Origin of the sequence: Mycobacterium sp. UM_Kg1 (assembly GCF_000972925.1) — a bacterium.
Classification (GTDB): domain Bacteria; phylum Actinomycetota; class Actinomycetes; order Mycobacteriales; family Mycobacteriaceae; genus Mycobacterium; species Mycobacterium hiberniae.
In genome coordinates, this window is record NZ_JRMK01000100.1 from 1 (window position 1) to 16,032 (window position 16,032).

Here is a 16,032-nt window from a genome sequence, read left to right on the forward strand (position 1 = left end):
AGCACGGCGAAGCCGGGCGACGCGGGTCACCGCCCACCGGCACCGCGGTGATCGCGAGCACGGCGAAGCCGGGCGACGCGGGTCACCGCAGCCCCGGGGCCCGATCCGCCCGGGTAGACGTGCGGCAGGCCGCCAGCGATGATGACCGCATGGACCTGCACACCCCGCCGGGCGATGCACCCGCTCCCGCCGCTCCCGAGGCCGCCGGCACGGCGGCCACGCCGCCCCTCTCAGCCACCGCCCCGGTGCCCTATGCGGCGTCACAGAGCCAGGTCCGCAACCCTTTTCCGCCGATCGCCGACTACGCTTTCCTGTCGGACTGCGAGAACACCTGCCTGATCTCGGCGGCCGGTTCGGTGGAGTGGATGTGCCTACCGCGTCCGGACTCCCCCAGCGTCTTCGGCGCTCTGCTGGACCGCAGCGCAGGGCACTTTCGGCTCGGCCCCTACGGGGTTTCGGTGCCCGCGGCGCGGCGCTACCTGCCCGGCAGTCCGATCATGGAAACCACCTGGCAGACCCACACCGGCTGGCTGATCGTGCGGGACGCGCTGGTGATGGGCAAGTGGCACGACATCGAAGCCCGGTCGCAGACCCACCGCCGCACCCCCACCGATTGGGACGCAGAACACATCCTGCTGCGCACGGTGCGCTGTGTCAGCGGCACCGTCGAACTGACCATGAGCTGCGAGCCGGCGTTCGACTATCACCGCACCAGCGCCACCTGGGAATACTCGTCGAACGCCTATGGTGAGGCGATAGCGCGGGCCCGGCAGAATCCCGACGCCCATCCCACCCTGCGCCTGACGACGAACCTGCGGCTGGGGCTGGAGGGCCGCGAGGCCCGCGCCCGGACCCGGCTGACCGAGGGCGATGACGTGTTCGTCGCCTTGAGCTGGTCAAAACACCCTGCGCCGCAGAGCTACGCCGAAGCCGCCGACAAGATGTGGAACACCACCGAGTGCTGGCGCCAGTGGATCAACGTGGGCAACTTCCCCGACCACCCCTGGCGTTCCTATCTGCAGCGCAGTGCGCTCACACTCAAGGGCCTGACCTACTCCCCGACTGGGGCCCTGCTGGCCGCGCCGACGACGTCGCTGCCCGAAACACCTCAGGGCGAACGAAATTGGGACTACCGCTACAGCTGGGTGCGGGACTCGGCGTTCACCCTGTGGGGCCTGTACACGCTGGGTCTGGACCGTGAAGCCGACGACTTCTTCTCCTTCATCGCCGATGTGTCCGGGGTCAACAACGGTCAGCAGCATCCGCTGCAGGTGATGTACGGCGTCGGCGGGGAGCACGAGCTGGTCGAGGAAGAGCTGGATCACCTGTCCGGCTACGACAACGCCCGTCCGGTGCGGATCGGAAACGGTGCCTACAACCAGCAACAGCACGACATCTGGGGCACCATGCTCGACTCGGTCTACCTGCACGCCAAGTCTCGCGAGCAGATCCCCGAGACCCTGTGGCCGGTGCTCAAACGCCAGGTGGAGGAGGCCATCAAGCATTGGCGCGAACCCGACCGGGGCATCTGGGAGGTCCGGGGCGAACCGCAGCACTTCACCTCCTCGAAGGTGATGTGCTGGGTGGCGCTGGACCGCGGGTCGAAGCTGGCCGAACTGCAGGGCGCGGTGTCCTATGCCAAGCAGTGGCGGGCGATCGCCGAGGAGATCAAGGCAGACGTACTGGCCAACGGCGTGGATTCCCGGGGTGTGCTGACCCAGACATACGGCAGCACGGCGCTGGACGCGTCTCTGCTGCTGGTGGTGCTGACCCGGTTTCTGCCTGCCGACGACCCGCGGGTGCGGGCCACCGTGATGGCGATCGCCGAGGAACTCACCGAAGACGGCCTGGTGCTGCGGTACCGGACCGAGGAGACCGACGACGGCCTGTCCGGCGCCGAGGGCACCTTCACCATCTGTTCGTTCTGGCTGGTCTCGGCGCTGGTGGAGATCGGCGAGGTCAGTCGCGCCAAGCACCTGTGCGAGCGGCTGCTGTCGTTTGCCAGCCCGCTGCACCTCTACGCCGAGGAGATCGAGCCCCGCACCGGCAGGCACCTGGGCAACTTCCCGCAGGCCTTCACCCACCTGGCGCTGATCAACGCCGTTGTGCACGTGATCCGCGCCGAGGAGGAGGCCGACTCCACCGGAGGTTTCCAGCCCGCGAACGCGCCGATGTAGCCTCAGCCGCTGAGGTTGCGGACCTTGTCCAGCATTGCCCGCACCATGTCGGCGGCGGTCGTGTCGCCGGCGGGCGGAACGCCGGAATCGTCGCCCTCATCGGCGAACCAGAACACGTCGACGTCGACGATGCAGTTCACCCGCGACCCGAGCGCGCGGGAAACCCGCAGTCCCGCTTCGCCGTCCACGCTGGTGCGCACGACGGCGACCAGGATCGCGTCCTCGTCGGAGACGTCGGCGATCTCCCCGCTGGCCTCGCTGTCGGTGCCGCTGTCACGGGTCACCACCACCCCGTCGCAGCTGCGCCACTGCTGGGCGAACTTCTCCACCAGCGCGTCGGCTTCGGTGGCGCTGTCCAGTGCGATGACCGCCTCGCCCACCCCGGTCAGCGGGGAGTCCACGGCGGCGGAACTGTCCCAGAACTCATGGGCGGCGTCGCGCACGTTCGCGGAGCTGTACACGCTGCGCTGCCCGCCCACGGCGGGACCGACGCAGTCCTGCGGCGCGGCCGACTCCCAGGCGTCGGGCAGCTCGTCGAGACCGCCGTAGCGCGGCGGCAGGGAGGGGTCGCTGCGGAAGGGCTGACCGGTCAGCTTGGTGAGCTCGGAATCGTCGAGCAACACCTGCCGGACCGCCATCCCGGTGACCGGCGTGGGCGCCAGATCCGCTGCGGGCCGGACAGTCCCGGAGACCACGGTGGTGCACCCGCTGGACAGCAGCACCAGCGCCGCGGCGCCCGCGATTGTGCGTGCCCGGGCGGTCACTACTTCTTGGCCTTGTCGCCGGGGCCGCCACTGTCGGTGGACAGCGCCGCGACGAACGCCTCCTGCGGCACGTCCACCCGACCGATGGTCTTCATCCGTTTCTTGCCCTCTTTCTGCTTTTCCAGCAGCTTGCGCTTGCGGCTGATGTCACCGCCGTAGCACTTGGACAACACGTCTTTGCGGATAGCCCGGATGTTCTCGCGCGCAATGATTCTCGATCCGATGGCCGCCTGCACGGGCACTTCGAACTGCTGGCGCGGAATCAGCTCCTTGAGTTTGGTCGTCATCTTGTTGCCGTAGGCCGAGGCCGCGTCTTTGTGCACGATCGCACTGAACGCGTCCACGGCTTCACCCTGCAGCAGAATGTCGACCTTGACCAGGTCGGCCTCCTGCTCGCCGGCCTCCTCGTAGTCCAGGCTGGCGTAGCCGCGGGTACGTGACTTCAACGAGTCGAAGAAGTCGAAGATGATCTCGCCCAACGGCATCGTGTAGCGCAGCTCGACACGCTCCGGGGAGAGGTAGTCCATCCCGCCGAGTTCGCCGCGGCGGGACTGGCACAGTTCCATGATGGTGCCGACGAATTCGCTCGGCGCGATCACCGTGGTTTTGACAACCGGCTCGAAAACCGTGCGAATCTTTCCCTCCGGCCAGTCCGACGGGTTGGTGACGATGATCTCGCTGTTGTCCTCGGCGATCACGCGGTAGACCACGTTGGGCGAGGTGGAGATCAGATCCAGGTCGAATTCACGTTCCAGACGTTCCCGGGTGATCTCCATGTGCAGCAGTCCCAGGAAGCCGCAGCGGAAACCGAAGCCCAGCGCCACCGAGGTCTCCGGTTCGTAAGTCAATGCGGCATCGTTGAGCTGTAGTTTGTCCAGGGCGTCACGCAGGTTGGGATAGTCCGACCCGTCCACCGGGTACAGCCCGGAATAGACCATCGGCTTGGGCTCGCGGTATCCGGTGAGGGCCTCGGTGGCCCCGCCCCGCGCGGGGGTGACGGTGTCGCCCACCTTGGACTGCCGCACGTCCTTCACGCCGGTGATCAGATAGCCCACCTCGCCGACGCCCAGGCCCTTGGCGGGCTTGGGTTCGGGCGACACGATGCCGACTTCGAGGAGCTCGTGGGTGGCACCGGTGGACATCATCGCGATCTTCTCGCGCGGCAGGATCTTGCCGTCGACGACCCGGACGTAGGTGACCACGCCGCGGTAGATGTCGTAGACGGAGTCGAAGATCATCGCCCGAGTCGGCGCGTCGGCGTCGCCGGTGGGCGGGGGCACCTGCCGGACCACCTCGTTGAGCAGCTCCGCCACGCCCTCGCCGGTCTTTCCCGACACCTTCAGGACGTCTTCGGACTCGCACCCGATGATGTGGGCCAGCTCGGCGGCATAGCGCTCCGGGTCGGCGGCGGGCAGGTCGATCTTGTTGAGCACCGGGATGATCGTCAGATCCCGGTCCAGTGCCAGGTACAGGTTGGCCAGGGTCTGGGCCTCAATGCCCTGGGCGGCGTCGACCAGCAGGATCGCGCCCTCGCAGGCCTCCAGCGCGCGGGACACCTCATAGGTGAAATCGACGTGGCCGGGCGTGTCGATCAGGTGCAACACGTAGTCGCCGGCCGCCGGCCCGCCCGGGCCCCGCTCCGGGTCCTCGGTGACCGTCCAGGGCAGTCGAACGTTCTGCGCCTTGATGGTGATGCCGCGCTCCCGCTCGATGTCCATCCGATCCAGGTACTGGGCCCGCATCGATCGATCGTCGACGACGCCGGTGAGCTGCAGCATCCGGTCGGCCAGGGTCGATTTGCCATGGTCGATGTGGGCGATGATGCAGAAGTTCCGTATCTGCGCCGGCGCGGTGAAGGTCTGGTCGGCGAAACTGCTGATGGGAATCTCCTGGTGAACCGGGGGGCGGTGATGCTTTCTGCCTAGTCAGGGTAGCGAGGCGGAGGCCGCAAAACGAAACCCCCGGAGTCGGATCTCCAGGGGCTCGCGTTTCGCGACGGCAATCACAGGTCGATCGCCAAGTAAGCGCCGATGTCCGCGACGCCGGCCATGAGGAAGTTTGCGGCGTCTTCCCAGGCGGTGTCACCTGCCAGACCGGCCGCGATCGCGGCGTCCGAGCCGAACAGGTAGTCGGCGGCGTCCTCGAACTCGATCTGGTCTCCCCCGTTGAGGATCGCGAAAAGCAGCACGTTGTTGGCGTCGACGAACTGGGTCACCGCGCCGTTGAACAAGCTGTAGGAGCCGGGGTCGGACGAGATCTCGTTCTCCCAGTCGAAGCCGTAGAGCAAGGCGCCCAAGGCGGCGTTCACGTCCTCGGGATCGATGGTGAGAAACGGGTTGGCGTCAGTCGCGTCGCTGACCTTGTCGCCGACGCCGGCCAGAATGGCCTGCGACTCGAACAGGAAATTCATCGAACCGATCTGGAAGTCCAGCAACGGGCCGAAATCCACGACGTCGGACTCCTCGGCCGCTGCCACCGGCGCCAACGCCAATGCCAGACCAGCAGCGAAGCTGCCCACCACGCCCAGTTTGCGCATTATCGATCCCCCCCCAGATCAGTCGCGATGGCCCCTCCGGCGACTGATTCCCCAACCAAACGCCGGCCCCCCAGCACCATTGCTGCAAGCCTCGTTAAATCTAACAAGCACCTGTGATCAATACAAGTGAATGCCTGTATGTTCTGAACCGCATCGCCTTCGGCGACACCCGGCCCTCACCGCGGGCGGGGAGTTTTCCCAGCACAGCGCACGACGATGGGGCGCTACCAGGCATCTTCGACGGCGCACCGCGGTCAGCTGAGCCACGCGCAGGGGGGCGCGCCGCCGTGGTGCCGCCTGGCTATTCATTAAGTGAATGTCCAGACCTCAGCTTCGCCTGGTGTGCGGCCCACAGCCGGGTCCGGTCCGCGCAGGAGCGCCGGGGCCAGGTGCCGGAGCGGTTTTCCGCCTATGCTGCGAGCATGGCTTCCCCGCGGAAGACCCGATGGCAGACGATGCAGCGATTCGCGGAGAACCTGGTGTTCAACGAAGCTCCACGGTTCATCCGCCAGCTCGAGCAGGCACCGCTGGTACAGCAGCGCGTCCAGCGCGGTATCGAGCAGGGCATCAGGATCGGTCTGGAGATTCTCGGCGGCGCAACGGCCGAACCGCCCGCCCCGGTCCCCTCCGGGCGCCCGGTGACCAACAGCAGTGTCCCCACTGCGCAGCGCGCCCGCCGGCTGGTGTACGCCCCGAACCTCAACGGCCGCGCCGATCCGGGCGAGATCGTCTGGACATGGGTGGCCTACGAGGACGAGCCTGACCGCGGCAAGGACCGGCCGGTGCTGGTCGTCGGCCGCGACCGGGACGTGCTGCTGGGATTGATCGTGTCGAGCCGACAACGGCATGCCGAGGACACGAACTGGATCGGCATCGGGGCCGGCAGCTGGGATGAGTCCCGCCGGCTCAGCTGGGTGCGGCTCGACCGGGTGCTCGATGTTCCCGAGGAATCGATCCGGCGCGAAGGCGCCATCCTGGCGCGTGCGGTGTTCGAGACGGTGGCCGCCCGGCTGCGCAGCGACTACTCGTGGAGCTGAAACCGGGCGCGCGCGGCACCTAGCCCTGGCTGATGTAGGAGCGCAGCGCCGCTTGTTCGGCCTGCAGCTCCTCCATCCGGGACTTCACCACGTCACCGATGCTGACGATGCCGGCCAGCCGGCCGTTGTCGAGTACCGGAATGTGGCGGGCCCGATGCTCGGTCATCAAGATGCTGACGTCGTCGGCGGTATCTGCCTTGGTGCAGGTCGCCACGACGCGGGTCATGATCGCCGACACCGGCCGGGCCAGCAGACTGGCGCCGTGCACGTGCAGCTGGCGTACCACGTCACGCTCGGATGCCACCCCCTCGAGCCCCTCGCTTCCGATCACGACCATGGCGCCGATGTTGTGCTCCGCCAGGCCCGCGAGCAACTCCATGACGGTGGCCTCCGGATGGATGGTCACCACCGCCGCACCCTTATTCCGCAATACGTCCGCGATCCGCATCGAAGCCTCCCGCCGCAGTGATCTGCTTCACACCAGGCTAGGCCATCTGGGTAAACCGCGGGGCGGTGATAACGAAACTGCACCGAAGGCACGACGGCAGAGACATTTGTGTGGCATATGTGACTCATGACGATCGAGATCACCCTGCTGGGCACCGGAAGCCCGATCCCCGACCCGAACCGCGCCGGCCCGTCGACCCTGATCCGGGCAGGCGGCCAGCAACTGCTGGTCGACTGCGGACGCGGAGTGCTGCAGCGGTTGGCGGCCGCCGGTGCGGGGGCCAGCACGCTCTCCGCGCTGCTGCTGACGCATCTGCACAGTGACCACATCGCCGACCTGGGCGATCTGCTGATCACCCGCTGGGTCACCACCTTCACCCCGGACGCCCCGCCGTTGCCGATCATCGGACCGCCCGGCACCGCCGAGGTCGTGGAGGCGACGCTGCGCGCCTTCGGCCACGACATCGGCTACCGCATCGCTCACCACGACGATCTGACCGCGCCGCCGGGAGTCGACGTGCGGGAGCACATCACCGGGCAGGTGTGGGACCGCGACGGCGTGCGCATCACTGTGGCGCCCACCGACCACCGGCCGGTGACTCCCACCATCGGCTTCCGGATCGAGCACCGCGACGAAGACGGGACCGCCTCGGTGGTGATGGCCGGCGACACCGTGCCCTGCGAGGGCCTCGACGAGCTGGCGGCCGGGGCCGACGCGCTGGTGCACACGGTGATCCGCGACGACCTCGTCGGGGTGCTGCCCCAGCAGCGGATCCGCGACATCTGCGACTACCACTCCTCGGTGGCGCAGGCAGCCGCGACCGCCAAGCGGGCGGGGGTGGGCACGTTGGTGCTGACCCACTATGTGCCGGCCCTGGTGCCCGGGCAGGAGGACCAGTGGCGGGCGTTGGCGGCCGCGGAGTTCGACGGGCCGATCGAGCTCGGCAACGACCTGCATCGAGTCGAGGTGGGCGCGCGCGGATGAGTCGAGTTGGGGACTTGCCGGGCCAGCTGCTACCCTGAACAGCTGTTGCTCCCGCGTCGGGAGGTAAACCCAACTCAAGCTTTTGCGAAGGAATTACTCCGTGGCCAACATTAAGTCGCAGGTCAAGCGCAACCGGACCAACGAGCAAGCCCGGCTGCGCAACCAGTCGGTGAAGTCTGCGGTGCGCACCGCGATCCGCGCGTTCCGCGAGGCCGCCGCTACCGGTGACAAGGACAAGGCCGGCGAGCTGCTGGTCGCCACCAGCCGCAAGCTGGACAAGGCCGCCAGCAAGGGCGTCATCCACAAGAACCAGGCCGCCAACAAGAAGTCGGCACTGGCCAAGGCGCTCAACAAGCTCTGATAGCCCCGAGCGCCACCGGCGTAGGCCCCTGATTCCCCGCGGAACAGGGGCCTTCGTGTTGGGAAGGGATCAGCGGGCGGCCAACTCGGCGACTCCGCGGACGGCGCTTTCCAGAGCGTGATCGGCATCCGCGGCGGCCCCTTTGACGTCGGCGTTGAGGGCGGCGACCATCCGCACGGCGGCCGCGAGGGAATCCCTCGACCAGTACCGGGCCTGTTTCTGCGCCTTCTGCACCCGCCAGGGCGGCATGCTCAGTTCACCGGCCAACCGGTAGGGGTCGCCGGACCTGGACCCGACCCGGGCGATGGTGTGGATCGCCTCGGCCAGGGCGTCGGCCAGCACCACGTGCGGCTCCCCGCGGATCATCGCCCAGCGCAGCGCCTCGGTGGCGCCGGCGACATCGCCGACCACGGCCCGCTCGGCGATGTCGAACCCCTTCACTTCGGCTTTCCCGCTGTGGTAGCGGCGCACGGCGGCGGCGTCGACATGCCCGCCCGTGTCGGCGACCAGCTGTGAGCACGCCGACGCCAGTTCGCGGATGTCGGAGCCCACCGCGTCGAGCAGCGCCGTGACCGTGTCGTCGTCGACGCGCACCTTCAGTCGGCGGAACTCGGCTCGGACGAAGTCGGCCCGTTCGCCGGCCTTGGTGATGCGGGCGCAGGGATGTACCTGTGCACCGAGTTCCTGTAACCGCCCGGCCAGAGCTTTGGCCCGCCCCCCACCGGTGTGCACGACCACCAGGACGGTGCCCGGCGGGACGTCCTCCGCGGTGGCGGCGATCAGCGTCACCGCGTCCTTGCCCGCCTCGGCCGCCGCCTCGAGCACCACCACCCGCTCGTCGGCGAACAGCGACGGACTCAGCAGTTCGGCGAGCTCGCCGGCCTCGACCTCGCCGGCGCGCAACCGGTCCACCGGGATGTCGGTGCTGCCGGCTTGTGCGCGCACCCCGGCCAGCACCTGGCCGACGGCCCGTTCGACCAGCAGTTCCTCATCCCCGAGGATCAGATGCAGCGGCGCCACCGGTTGCCTCACCCCGCAATCGTGTCACGGTGGCCCGACACCGGCCCAGCCGGTCAACACCTCGGTGACCGACCACGCCAGCACGCCCAGCATCAACGCCGTCAGGCCCCACCGGCACCATCGCCACCGCCAGCACACCACCACCAGCACCGCTGCGACGCCGACTCCGGCGACTCCGCCCACGCCCCCCGGCACCGGCACGGCCGACGAGGGAAGCCCACCGGCCCAGCGGGCGACGGCACACACCCACCACAGTTCCGGCCCGGTGAAACGGATCAGCAGGTCGGCGCCGGTGGGCCACCACCCGCACAGTACCGCCGCCGCGCTGCCCAGCACCGTGATCGGCGCGACCAGCGCCGCCACCGCCAGGTTGGCGACCGTGCTGACCAGGCTCAGCCGCCCGGAGATGCCGGCGATCAACGGCGCGGTCACCAGGTTCGCCGCCCATGCCACGCAGACTGCGGCGGCCAGCGATCGCGGCCATCCGCGTTCCACCAGTCGTGCCGTCCACACCGGGGCGATGAGCACCAATGCCGCGGTGGCCACCACCGACAGCGCGAACCCGATGTCGACAGCCAGGTGTGGGGCCAGCGCCAGCAGCACGAGCACGGCCGCGGCCAGACTCGGCACCGCCTGGCGGCTGCGGGCCGTGAGCACACCCAGCAGCGCGATGGCTCCCATCACCGCCGCGCGCAGCACGCTGGCCGTCGGCTGCACCACGATCACGAAGGCCACCAGTGCCACCGCGGCCAGCAGTGCCGCCGGCCGCGGACCGACCAGCCGCGCCGAGAACAACACCGCGCCGCACACGATGGTCACGTTGGCCCCGGAAACGGCCATCAGGTGCGTCAGCCCGGCGGCCCGGAAGTCTCGGCCGGTCGCCGCGCTGATCGCCGAGGTGTCGCCGAGCACCAAAGCGGGCAGCATCCGGGCCTGCTCGTCGGGCAGCACGCGCGCGGCGGCGGCCGCGAAGCGGACCCGGACCCGGTGGGCCGTCCGGGCGACCGGGCCGGCCCTGCCCCGCACCGGCGGGCCGGCGGCTGTGAGCACCGCGACGGACAGGTCGCGCCGAGCCGGGTGGGAGACCTTGGCGCGAAACGCCATCGGCTGGCCGACCATCACCTCGTCGAAGTCGGCGCTCGACGCGAATACCACCACCCGGCCGGACGCGGCGGCATCGTTGAGCCGCTGCATCGTGGCCCGAAACATCACCCGGCGGGCACCGACGGGCACCGCGCTCTCGCTGGCGGTCACCGTCACCGACGCGGTGCTGCCGACCGCCGCGGCGATCGGGTGATGCTCAACCGCGTCGGTGCGCAGCGCAACGGCCCAGCCGAATCCCCCGCCGGTCAGCGCCGCCACGGCCGCCGCCGCGCCCGCCAGTCGCCAGCCGGGGCGCCGGCGCCGCCCGGCGTAGCGGCAGAGAGCTGCGGCAGCCACCGCCAACAGCACACACAGCACCGCCAGCACACCGCCGATCCGCCACTGAATGCCGGCCGCCGCCACCAGCCAGCCGGCCGCCGCTGCGGGCACCAGCCGGATGTCGAGCCGGGCCGCCGGCGCGGCCGCTACCTGCGTCACGGTCAGACACGGACCAGGGCACGCAACTTCTCCAGGCGCGCCGGGCCGATCCCGTCGACCTCGCCGAGCTGATCGACGCTGGCGAACCTGCCGTGGGTGTCACGCCAGGCGACGATGGCGGCCGCGGTCACCGGCCCCACTCCCGGCAGCGCGTCAAGTTGCTCGGCCGTCGCGGTGTTGAGGTTGACCGGCTCGTCCCGGTGCGGCTCGGGCCCGGTTGCCGTCGGCGTGGTGCTGGGCCGCGGCGCGTCCGGCACCGCCGGCACCGGACCGGCCGAACTGCCCAGCACCGGCAGACCGGCGGGCGGCGCCAGACCGACCACGATCTGTTCGCCGTCGACCAGGGGCCGGGCCAGGTTCAGCCCGAGTGTGTCGGCACCGTCGAGGGCCCCGCCGGCTGCGGTCAGCGCGTCGGCGATGCGTGATCCCGGCGACAACGTCGCCAGACCGGGCTTGCGCACCAGTCCGACCACGCTGACCACCACCTGCTCGGCGGGCGGCGCCCCGGTGTCCGCCGCCGGCGTGCCGGGGGGCGGGCTGGCCGGCGAAACCGCCTCCACCGGAGGCAGTTTGGCACTGACTACCGGCGCGGGCCGGTCCCGCAACATGGTGAACACCGTGATCAGCACCGCCACCGCGGCAATCACCGCCGTCGCGATCACCCCGGCCCGGCCCGGGTCGGCCCTTACCTTGGCGAGCCAGCCGGCCTCGGCGGTGCCGTCGGGCAGCCAGCGCGGCGGCGACGCGGCGGGGCCGGACGCATCGTCGGCTTGGGGGCCGCATTCGTCAGGGTCGGGCTCGGCCAGCAGGCCCAGCCGCCGCTGCAGCCGTTCACCCGGGAGTTCTGATGCCATGGCGCCGACGGTAGGTGCGGTCCCCGGCAGCACACTGCGCTCACGGCCTGATACCGACGGTTCTGTGGATGCAGCGCCGGGCTGTGCACAACGCCGGCCCTGCGGTCGCCGCTACGGGTTCAGCCACTCCCCGACATCGTGGGAGATCCCCGAAGACGGCGCATAGCGCACCTTGGTCGCGGTGACGCCGGCGGGCAGTGCGAAGACCACGCAGCCGGCCTTGGACGAACCGGCGGCGATCAGAAACCAGCCGTAGGCGAAGTCGTCGCACTCGGTCACCGCGGCGAAATCCGCGTGGTAATCCTGGCCGTCGGAACCGACCACCGTGACATCGCTGTTGCTGTTGCCGACGATGGTCGTGGTCCCGGTGTTCTCGATCCGCAGTTTGGTGGCCAGATAGGTCTTGTCGGCCGCCCCCCAGCCGTTCGGGACGGTCGCCGGGGCGATCACCTCGGTCAGGGTCACCGCGATCTGCTGCCCGCCGATGCGCATCAGCTTCAGCGTCTGGCCGGTATGGGCCGCCGGCCGTGGCGCCGCCGTAGGCTGGGCAGCCGCTGGTTCCGGCCGGGGCCTGGGGGCCGGCTCCGGTGAACACGACACCACCGACAAAGCCACCACCCCGAGCACGACACCCCACCGTCTCATGAGGTCCAGACTACAAAAGCGCACGCCAAGCCCTCCCCCGCAGCGACCGCGAGCGGGCCGATTAGGGTGCATACCAACCGTGAGTTCACCCAACCAACCGGGAGGTCGACGTGAGACTGGCATTGACCGCGGAGGAGGCAGCATTCCGCGACGAAATGCGCACCTTCTTCACCACCGAGATCCCCGCCGAGATCCGCGAGCGCAATCGGCTGGGCCGCTCGGTCCTTCCCGACGACACCATCGCCACGCAGCGGATCCTCAACGCCCATGGCCTGGCGGTACCCAACTGGCCGGTGGAGTGGGGCGGCAAGGATTGGACCGAAACCCAACACCAGATCTGGCACGACGAGATGAACCTGGCCTCGGTGCCCGAACCGCTGACCTTCAACGCCAAGATGGTCGGCCCGGTGATCGCGGAATTCGGCTCCCAGGCGATCAAGGAACGCTTCCTGCCCGCCACGGCCAACCTGGACATCTGGTGGTGCCAGGGCTTCTCCGAACCCGACGCGGGCTCCGACTTGGCGAGCCTGCGCACCACGGCGGTACGCGACGGCGACAGCTACATCGTCAACGGGCAGAAGACCTGGACCACGCTCGGCCAGTACGCGGACTGGATCTTCTGCCTGGTGCGCACCGACCCGCAGGCGCCCAAGAAGCAGGCCGGAATCTCCTTCCTGCTGTTCGAGGTGTCGACACCCGGTGTGACCATGCGCCCGATCAAGATGATCGACGGCGGCTATGAGGTCAACGAGGTGTTCTTCTCCGACGTGCGGGTGCCCGCCGACCAGCTGGTCGGCCAGGAGAACCACGGCTGGACCTACGCGAAGTTCCTCTTGGGCAACGAGCGGACGGGCATCGCCGGGGTGACCCACACCAAAGTGCGGGTCGCCGAGCTCAAGAAGCGCGCCAAGGAGCTGGGGGCCCTCGACGACCCGTTGTTCGCCGCCCGGGTCGCTGAGCTGGAGAACGATCTGCTGGCGCTCGAGCTCACCCAGATGCGGGTGTCCAGCGACTCCGCCGACGGAAAGCCCAGCCCGGCGTCGTCGGTGCTCAAGCTGCGCGGCAGCCAGCTGCAACAGGCCGCCACCGAGCTGTTCGTGGAGCTGGCCGGGCCCGATTCCCTGCCCTTCGAGGCGGGCGAGGGCATCGTTTCGCCCGACTGGGCACAGGCTGCGGCGCCGCGTTACCTGAACTACCGCAAGACCTCGATCTACGGCGGCAGCAACGAGGTGCAGCGCACCATCATCGCGTCGACCATTCTCGGCCTTTAGGAGGCATGACGGCATGGACTTTCAACTCAGCGACGAGCAGGTTCTGCTGCGCGACACCACCCGGTCGATGTTGTCGGGCTATGACACCGAGACCCGCAACAAGGCCATCGAGTCCGAACCCGGTTTCAGCCCCGAGGTGTGGCAGCAACTCGCCGAGGTCGGGATTCTCGGGCTCGGGTTCGACCCGCAGGAATCCGGCCCGCTGGAGATCATGGTGGTGCTCACCGAGGTCGGGCGCCGGCTGGCACCAGAGCCGATCGTGCACGGCGCGCTCGGGCCGGGCGCACTGATCGCCGCACGCGGCGATGCGCAGCAGCGCGCGCTGCTCGACGCCGTCGCCGGCGGCGAGCAGATCCTCGCCTTCGCCCACACCGAGCCCGGCTGGCGCGCTGCGGCAGGCACGGTGCGCACCACCGCCGCCGCGCACGGTGATGCGTGGCGGCTGACCGGGCGCAAGAACCCGGTGCTGACCGGAGATCGCGCCGACACCCTGGTGGTCAGCGCCGCCCTGCCCGACGGTGGGACCGGACTGTTCCTGGTCGACGCAGCCGCCGACGGCCTCAACCGGCAGCCCTACCGGACCTTCGACGGCCAGCGCGGTGCCCAGATCGACTTCGCCGACACCCCGGCCACCGCCCTCGGCGAGGCGACCGACGCCACCGATGCCATCGAGCGCGCGCTCATCGGCATTTCCTCAGCATTGTGCGCCGAAGCTCTCGGCGCCATGGAAGAGGCCCTGCGGCTGACCACCGAATACCTCAAGACGCGCAAGCAGTTCGGTGTCACGCTCAACAACTTCCAGACGCTGACCCAGCGTGCCGCCGACATGTACGTGTCGCTGGAGTTGGCGCGCAGCATGAGCATGTACGCGGCGATGTCGCTGGCCGACGACAACGTGGACCCGCTGATCGCCGCGCGCGCCAAGCTGCAGATCGGACGGTCGGGGCGCCACATCGCACAGGAGTCCATCCAGTTGCACGGCGGGATCGGAGTGACCTGGGAGTACCCGGTCAGCCACTATGCGGCCCGGCTCACCGCGATCGAGCACACCCTGGGTTCGTCGCAGGATCAGCTGCATGTGTTGATCGACAAGCTCGGCGGCTACGACCTGGCCAAGCTGTAGCACGCCGGCCGTCGCCGTCGGCCACTGCCCGCACCCGCCACCTAGGAGCAAGATGTCTGTTTCCGGGTCTGTTTCCGACTCCCCGGCTGAGCGCCCGCTGCGCGTCATCCAATGGACCACCGGCAACATCGGCCAGCGCTCGTTGCACGCCATCATCGGCCGGCCCGACATGGAGCTGGTCGGCGTCTACGCCCACGGCAAGGACAAGGTCGGGGTGGACGCAGCCGAGCTGGCCGGCTGGCCCGAACCCACCGGGATCACCGCCACCGACGACATCGACGCCCTGCTGGCGCTGCGCCCGGATGCGTGCTGTTACAACCCGCTGTGGCCTAGCATCGACGAGCTGGTCCGGCTGCTGGAGGCCGGGGTCAACGTCTGCTCGAGCGCGGCCTGGATCACCGGCGGCAAGCAGAGCGAGCACGACCGCCGTCGCGTCGAAGACGCCTGTCGGGCCGGGAACTCCACGATGTTCGGCGGCGGTGCTCACCCGGGACTGACCAACATGGTGGGCATGGTGCTTTCCGGTGCGTGCGAGCGGGTCGACGAGATCCGGATCACCGAGTCGGTGGACTGCTCGACGTATGAATCGGCGGCCACCATGGCGGCGATGGGCTTCGGCCAGGATCCGCAGACCCCCGGCCTTGCCGAAAGCGTGCGCCGGGAGAGCGAGGTGTTCGCCGAGTCCGCGGCGATGATGGCCGGTGCGATCGGGGCGAAACTCGACCGCATCACGTTCGACGTCGAGTTCACCGCGGCGACCGGCGACAGCGACCTGGGCTTCATGCAGATCCCGGCCGGCACGGTGGGCAGTGTCCTGGGCTACCACCGCGGTTGGGTGGGCAGCCGCAACGTGGTCAGTGTGGGGTTCAACTGGATCATGGGCGACCAGGTCACCCCGCCCAAGCCGGTGGCGCACGGCCACGTCATCCAGGTGTTCGGGCGGCCAAACATGCGCACCGTGATCCACTGCCTGCCGCCGACGGACTGGAGCGAGCCGAACCTCAACGGGCTGGGTTCGATCTACACGGCCATGCCGGTGACCAACGCGGTGCCGGCGGTGGTGGCCGCCGAGCCGGGCATCGTGACCCTGGCCGACCTGCCACCGATCACCGGGCGCGTCGCCACGCCGCCCAGCGACTAGATGTTGTGACCTGACACGTTGTTGTCAGGCGGCGAGTCGGGTGATGGGTGGTCTTCCGCCGAGGGCGGAGTGGCCTCGTTGAGTGTTGTA

The 16,032-nt window shown here is 69.2% G+C and carries 15 protein-coding genes; 7 read left to right on the top strand and 8 right to left on the bottom strand.

Going from position 1 to position 16,032, the window contains the following annotated elements; genetic code table 11:
• The first annotated feature begins 149 nt into the window (after positions 1–149).
• On the top strand, positions 150–2,177 hold the full coding sequence (locus LI92_RS15175; protein ID WP_046320244.1) for a glycoside hydrolase family 15 protein: 2,028 nt from the start codon (positions 150–152) through the stop codon (positions 2,175–2,177).
• A 2-nt stretch (positions 2,178–2,179) separates the two neighbouring features.
• Here the strand turns inward: LI92_RS15175 and LI92_RS15180 are convergent, their stop codons facing one another.
• From LI92_RS15180 to LI92_RS15190, 3 genes are all read right to left on the bottom strand, one after another.
• On the bottom strand, positions 2,180–2,941 hold the full coding sequence (locus tag LI92_RS15180; protein ID WP_192830062.1) for a sensor domain-containing protein: 762 nt from the start codon (positions 2,939–2,941) through the stop codon (positions 2,180–2,182).
• Positions 2,941–4,827, bottom strand: coding sequence for a translation elongation factor 4 (gene lepA, locus LI92_RS15185; RefSeq protein WP_082109737.1), 1,887 nt, complete (start codon positions 4,825–4,827; stop codon positions 2,941–2,943). The genes LI92_RS15180 and lepA overlap by 1 nt, the downstream gene beginning before the upstream one ends.
• 116 nt (positions 4,828–4,943) lie before the next feature.
• Positions 4,944–5,477, bottom strand: a complete 534-nt coding sequence (locus tag LI92_RS15190) for a hypothetical protein (RefSeq protein WP_046320232.1) — start codon at positions 5,475–5,477, stop codon at positions 4,944–4,946.
• A gap of 422 nt (positions 5,478–5,899) precedes the next feature.
• Here LI92_RS15190 and LI92_RS15195 point away from each other — a divergent pair, with 422 nt between their 5' ends.
• Positions 5,900–6,514, top strand: coding sequence for a type II toxin-antitoxin system PemK/MazF family toxin (locus LI92_RS15195; RefSeq protein ID WP_046320246.1), 615 nt, complete (start codon positions 5,900–5,902; stop codon positions 6,512–6,514).
• Between the two features lie 19 nt (positions 6,515–6,533).
• Here LI92_RS15195 and LI92_RS15200 read toward each other — a convergent pair whose 3' ends face one another.
• Complete coding sequence (locus LI92_RS15200; RefSeq protein WP_046320233.1) at positions 6,534–6,962, bottom strand: CBS domain-containing protein; 429 nt, start codon at positions 6,960–6,962, stop codon at positions 6,534–6,536.
• 126 nt (positions 6,963–7,088) lie between these two features.
• Here LI92_RS15200 and LI92_RS15205 point away from each other — a divergent pair, with 126 nt between their 5' ends.
• The gene (locus tag LI92_RS15205) at positions 7,089–7,946 is read left to right on the top strand and encodes a ribonuclease Z (protein ID WP_046320235.1); all 858 of its coding nucleotides are present in this window, start codon (positions 7,089–7,091) and stop codon (positions 7,944–7,946) included.
• 100 nt (positions 7,947–8,046) lie between these two features.
• On the top strand, positions 8,047–8,307 hold the full coding sequence (rpsT, locus tag LI92_RS15210) for a 30S ribosomal protein S20 (protein WP_046320237.1): 261 nt from the start codon (positions 8,047–8,049) through the stop codon (positions 8,305–8,307).
• A 69-nt stretch (positions 8,308–8,376) separates the two neighbouring features.
• Here rpsT and holA read toward each other — a convergent pair whose 3' ends face one another.
• The 4 genes from holA to LI92_RS15230 form a co-directional block, all read right to left on the bottom strand.
• A complete protein-coding gene (gene holA, locus LI92_RS15215; RefSeq protein ID WP_046320248.1) occupies positions 8,377–9,327 on the bottom strand; it encodes a DNA polymerase III subunit delta in 951 nt (316 codons plus the stop codon).
• 24 nt (positions 9,328–9,351) lie between these two features.
• The gene (locus tag LI92_RS15220; RefSeq protein WP_046320250.1) at positions 9,352–10,869 is read right to left on the bottom strand and encodes a ComEC/Rec2 family competence protein; all 1,518 of its coding nucleotides are present in this window, start codon (positions 10,867–10,869) and stop codon (positions 9,352–9,354) included.
• 41 nt (positions 10,870–10,910) lie between these two features.
• On the bottom strand, positions 10,911–11,762 hold the full coding sequence (locus LI92_RS15225; RefSeq protein WP_046320238.1) for a ComEA family DNA-binding protein: 852 nt from the start codon (positions 11,760–11,762) through the stop codon (positions 10,911–10,913).
• A 111-nt stretch (positions 11,763–11,873) separates the two neighbouring features.
• Positions 11,874–12,407, bottom strand: a complete 534-nt coding sequence (locus LI92_RS15230) for a DUF4352 domain-containing protein (protein ID WP_046320239.1) — start codon at positions 12,405–12,407, stop codon at positions 11,874–11,876.
• A 110-nt stretch (positions 12,408–12,517) separates the two neighbouring features.
• On the opposite strand from LI92_RS15230, the gene LI92_RS15235 reads away from it, so the two are divergent.
• The 3 genes from LI92_RS15235 to LI92_RS15245 are packed head-to-tail and all read left to right on the top strand — an operon-like array spanning position 12,518 to position 15,942.
• The gene (locus tag LI92_RS15235) at positions 12,518–13,678 is read left to right on the top strand and encodes an acyl-CoA dehydrogenase family protein (RefSeq protein WP_046320240.1); all 1,161 of its coding nucleotides are present in this window, start codon (positions 12,518–12,520) and stop codon (positions 13,676–13,678) included.
• Positions 13,679–13,691: 13 nt separating this feature from the next.
• Positions 13,692–14,801 (top strand): acyl-CoA dehydrogenase family protein, encoded by a 1,110-nt coding sequence (locus LI92_RS15240; RefSeq protein WP_046320241.1) that lies wholly within the window; start codon positions 13,692–13,694, stop codon positions 14,799–14,801.
• A gap of 52 nt (positions 14,802–14,853) precedes the next feature.
• Entirely contained in the window at positions 14,854–15,942 is a 1,089-nt protein-coding gene (locus tag LI92_RS15245) for an NAD(P)H-dependent amine dehydrogenase family protein (protein WP_046320242.1), read from the top strand.
• Positions 15,943–16,032: the final 90 nt, after the last annotated feature.

Excerpts from the sequence above, each read along its gene's own strand:
- LI92_RS15230 (WP_046320239.1), bottom strand. The coding sequence starts at position 12,407 with ATGAGACGGTGGGGTGTCGTGCTCGGGGTGGTGGCTTTGTCGGTGGTG.
- LI92_RS15195 (WP_046320246.1), top strand. The coding sequence starts at position 5,900 with ATGGCTTCCCCGCGGAAGACCCGATGGCAGACGATGCAGCGATTCGCG.
- LI92_RS15245 (WP_046320242.1), top strand. The coding sequence starts at position 14,854 with ATGTCTGTTTCCGGGTCTGTTTCCGACTCCCCGGCTGAGCGCCCGCTG.
- LI92_RS15175 (WP_046320244.1), top strand. The coding sequence starts at position 150 with ATGGACCTGCACACCCCGCCGGGCGATGCACCCGCTCCCGCCGCTCCC.
- LI92_RS15240 (WP_046320241.1), top strand. The coding sequence starts at position 13,692 with ATGGACTTTCAACTCAGCGACGAGCAGGTTCTGCTGCGCGACACCACC.
- LI92_RS15225 (WP_046320238.1), bottom strand. The coding sequence starts at position 11,762 with ATGGCATCAGAACTCCCGGGTGAACGGCTGCAGCGGCGGCTGGGCCTG.
- LI92_RS15205 (WP_046320235.1), top strand. The coding sequence starts at position 7,089 with ATGACGATCGAGATCACCCTGCTGGGCACCGGAAGCCCGATCCCCGAC.
- LI92_RS15200 (WP_046320233.1), bottom strand. The coding sequence starts at position 6,962 with ATGCGGATCGCGGACGTATTGCGGAATAAGGGTGCGGCGGTGGTGACC.
- LI92_RS15190 (WP_046320232.1), bottom strand. The coding sequence starts at position 5,477 with ATGCGCAAACTGGGCGTGGTGGGCAGCTTCGCTGCTGGTCTGGCATTG.